The 3,453-nt window shown below is 48.6% G+C and carries 4 protein-coding genes; 2 read left to right on the top strand and 2 right to left on the bottom strand.

Annotated features, from left to right (window positions below; all coding sequences use genetic code 11):
* Positions 1 to 367 precede the first annotated feature (367 nt).
* A complete protein-coding gene (locus RMO84_RS14025) occupies positions 368 to 580 on the bottom strand; it encodes a hypothetical protein (RefSeq protein WP_310489068.1) in 213 nt (70 codons plus the stop codon).
* Positions 581 to 649: 69 nt separating this feature from the next.
* Positions 650 to 1,864, bottom strand: coding sequence for a carboxyl-terminal processing protease CtpA (gene ctpA / locus RMO84_RS14020; RefSeq protein ID WP_396135864.1), 1,215 nt, complete (start codon positions 1,862 to 1,864; stop codon positions 650 to 652).
* Positions 1,865 to 2,104: 240 nt separating this feature from the next.
* Here ctpA and petB point away from each other — a divergent pair, with 240 nt between their 5' ends.
* Positions 2,105 to 2,773, top strand: a complete 669-nt coding sequence (gene petB / locus RMO84_RS14015) for a cytochrome b6 (protein WP_310489066.1) — start codon at positions 2,105 to 2,107, stop codon at positions 2,771 to 2,773.
* A gap of 103 nt (positions 2,774 to 2,876) precedes the next feature.
* Complete coding sequence (gene petD, locus RMO84_RS14010; RefSeq protein WP_309730167.1) at positions 2,877 to 3,359, top strand: cytochrome b6-f complex subunit IV; 483 nt, start codon at positions 2,877 to 2,879, stop codon at positions 3,357 to 3,359.
* Positions 3,360 to 3,453 lie beyond the last annotated feature (94 nt).

The following is a 3,453-nucleotide window of genomic DNA, read 5'->3' as shown; positions in this document are numbered from 1 at the left end:
CATCTACCGATTCCATTGCATCTGAAGATTATCTTTACTATCGTTCCCAAATTTTGCGGGGAATTTACAATGAGCGGGGAGTTGGCAGTTGGCAGTTGCGGCTGAAATCACGCGGAGGTTTCCTCCGCATGTGTTTCAGTCAAGACAGGGAGTTGGCAGTTGGGAGCGAAAAGTGCGGTCTTGGGCTTTGCCCAAGCGGAGCACCTTTTCAAGACAGCGGGGAGCGGGGAGTTGGATCGTGCTAACCGTAGACCCAGGGTACTCAAAAGGGGCACCCCTAAACATCGATTGTGTAGGAGTGCCCCTTTTTAATACTCAGGAACAATGCTGAGTAATGATATTGTCGAATAGATAGAAGATGTAGACGTTAGGCTAGATCGATCGGCTTGGTTGGTGGGGACACCACTTCATTGGGAAAAGTTCGCCCAAACTCAGCCATCAGATCGTCCATTTCCAGCAACGCTTGCTCGATATCTAGCGACAAAGATTGCAGCGTGGGGTCTATTTGAAACTGGAGTAGGAGTGCGCGTTTGCTGGCAACTCGATCGACCCGTACTTGTAAGTCTTGGACGTCCATCATAAATAATTAAATTAATTGGTAAATTTGCGAGCTACTATCTGAAAATTATCGAGGGTTTCGAGCTGGGTTTCAACTACCGACTCCTAATGCCTCGATCGCCGCGAGGTATTGGGTATCTTGCTGAGTTGCGGCAGCTTCGATCGAAATTTCTGGCGTCGGCACGATTCGATCGGGTGTAATCCCTAGTTTGTGGATATCGTGATGGTTGGGCGTTTCATATTTAGCCACCGTGACTGCCAAACCGCTGCCATTGGGCAGATCGAACAAGGATTGAATTAAACCCTTCCCAAACGTTTTGGTACCGACGAGTGTGGCTCTGCCGTTGTCTTGCAATGCGCCAGCGAGAATTTCACTCGCACTAGCAGTCCCTGCATTTACCAGTACTGCTAAGGGCGCGTCGGTAAGCGCGGTACCATTCGCATCGATTTCATCGATCGCCCCCCGTCGATCGACGGTATAGACAATCGCCCCTTCTTTGAGCCATTGACGGGCGATTTCCACACCAGCTTGCACTAAGCCGCCAGGGTTATTGCGTAAATCTAGAACGTAACCCGTCGCACCTTGCTGTTTGAGTTTGGTAATGTTGTCGCCTAGCTCTTGGGCGGCTTTGGCACTAAATTGTGCCAGCCGCAGATAGCCGATTTTGCGGCCATTTTCGGTGTGCAGCTCGGCGGTAACGGGATTGAGTTCGATTTTTTGACGGATTAAAATTACTTCGCGCGGCGATTTATCGGCGGTTTGGATCGTGAGGCTGACATTGGTACCTTTGGCACCACGCATTTTGACAGCCGCCGTATCGAGGGTGAGTTCTGATGTGGGAACGGCATCGATCGCGACGATCGTATCGTGGGGCAAAATGCCTGCCTGAGCGGCAGGAGAACCCGCGATCGGGGCAATCACCTCGATCGATTTGCTCCCAGGCTTCACGCCGATTTGCAAGCCCACTCCAGATAATTCTCCAGCGGTGTTCACCTTGAGGCTGCGATACTGCTCTGGTCGCAACAGCCGCGTAAACGGTTCATCTAGAGTCGCAATCATTTTAGTAATTGCTTGGTAGGCTGCTTCCTCATTAGGAATTTGTTGCTTGAGCGTGCGATCGCGCGTCAGCCACCAATTTTGATGATTGAAGCTCTCATCGTAATAAGCCTGATTGACCGTGCGCCATGCTTGCAGCACCAATTGTTGCTCTGGAGTAAAAGCAGCGGCTGAGGGGGTGCCCCACAGCCAAAATAGAGCCACTTGCAGACTCAAGATCCAACTAAACCAAAAACTAGCTCTCACGATCGGTACCACTCTCCTTTCGAGGTGTGTTAAATTTTGTTTAGGTAAAATGAGTAACGGTTGACCGAATATTACTAAAGTAAACAATTTTGGGCATATTTGGTATGAGCCGTTTTCGATCCGTCATACTCATGTCTGACAGCGATCCCATCTTACCCAGTCATTATTTCGAGCCACAGGATCTACATCCGACTGGCGTTATAATATATAACACGACATTAGAGAGAAGCACGGCACCCGTCAATGTTTACCAAGCAAGTCACAAATAGTAAAACCTACCAATGGTTTGACGAACGTCTGGAAATCCAAGCACTATCCGATGATATTGCTAGCAAGTACGTTCCGCCCCACGTTAATATCTTCTACTGCCTTGGTGGGATCACCTTAGTGTGCTTCGTCATCCAGTTTGCGACTGGGTTTGCGATGACATTCTACTATTCGCCAACTGTAGCTGATGCCTTCACCTCGGTTCAAAAAATCATGACGGAAGTCAACTTCGGTTGGCTGATTCGTTCCATCCATCGCTGGAGTGCCAGCATGATGGTGTTGATGATGATCCTCCACTCCTTCCGCGTGTATCTCACTGGTGGTTTCAAAAATCCGCGAGAACTTACCTGGATCACTGGCGTAATCTTGGCAGTCCTCACCGTGAGTTTTGGTGTAACTGGTTATTCCCTGCCTTGGGATCAAATCGGTTATTGGGCTGTTAAAATCGTCTCTGGCGTACCCGAAGCAATTCCAGTTGTAGGTGTGGCGATGGCTGACCTCCTGCGTGGTGGTGCTAGCGTCGGTCAAGCAACGCTGACTCGTTACTACAGTCTGCATACCTTTGTCTTGCCTTGGTTGATTGCTGTATTCATGTTGTTACACTTCATCATGATTCGCAAACAAGGGATCTCTGGCCCTTTGTAAATTGAAAGATCGAACGGATGGTGGATTCGGTGTGCGACATCTGGCCATCCATTCTATCTTTGAGACATCAATAGCTAACCAAAATTTACGTCCTTAATAAACTATGTCAACCCTCAAAAAACCGGATCTATCCGATCCAGCTTTAAGAGCAAAATTAGCTCAAGGCATGGGTCACAACTACTACGGCGAACCAGCTTGGCCGAATGACCTGCTCTACATTTTCCCCGTTGTCATCTTTGGCACGATCGGTTGTTGTACTGCTCTGGCAATTCTCGATCCCGCTCTAGTTGGCGAACCAGCTAACCCCTTTGCCACGCCGCTGGAAATCTTGCCTGAGTGGTACTTGTGGCCGGTATTCCAGCTCTTACGCGTTTTACCAAACAAACTGTTAGGTATCGCTTGTATGGCTGGCGTGCCCTTAGGTTTATTGGTAATTCCGTTCTTGGAAAACGTCAACAAATTCCAAAACCCGTTCCGTCGTCCCGTGGCAATGGCAGTTTTCCTCTTCGGCACTGTCTTCACCATCTATCTGGGTATCGGTGCTACTTTACCGATCGACAAATCTTTGACTTTGGGTCTATTCTAAGCTGACTCAATCTTAATTAATCATGCGCTTGCCTATCTAGTTAATTGTAACTAGGTAGGTTTTTTTTCGTTTGCCTGTCTCGTTAGTTATGACT

Origin of the sequence: Chamaesiphon sp. VAR_69_metabat_338 (assembly GCF_031423935.1) — a bacterium.
GTDB lineage: Bacteria > Cyanobacteriota > Cyanobacteriia > Cyanobacteriales > Chamaesiphonaceae > Chamaesiphon.
The sequence above is the reverse complement of the archived record's forward strand: the minus strand, read 5'-3'. Positions and strand labels throughout refer to the sequence as shown.

What these genes read in the sequence shown, in the direction of transcription:
- RMO84_RS14025 (WP_310489068.1), bottom strand. Translation starts at nt 580, where the DNA reads ATGATGGACGTCCAAGACTTACAAGTACGGGTCGATCGAGTTGCCAGC.
- petB (WP_310489066.1), top strand. Translation starts at nt 2,105, where the DNA reads ATGTTTACCAAGCAAGTCACAAATAGTAAAACCTACCAATGGTTTGAC.
- petD (WP_309730167.1), top strand. Translation starts at nt 2,877, where the DNA reads ATGTCAACCCTCAAAAAACCGGATCTATCCGATCCAGCTTTAAGAGCA.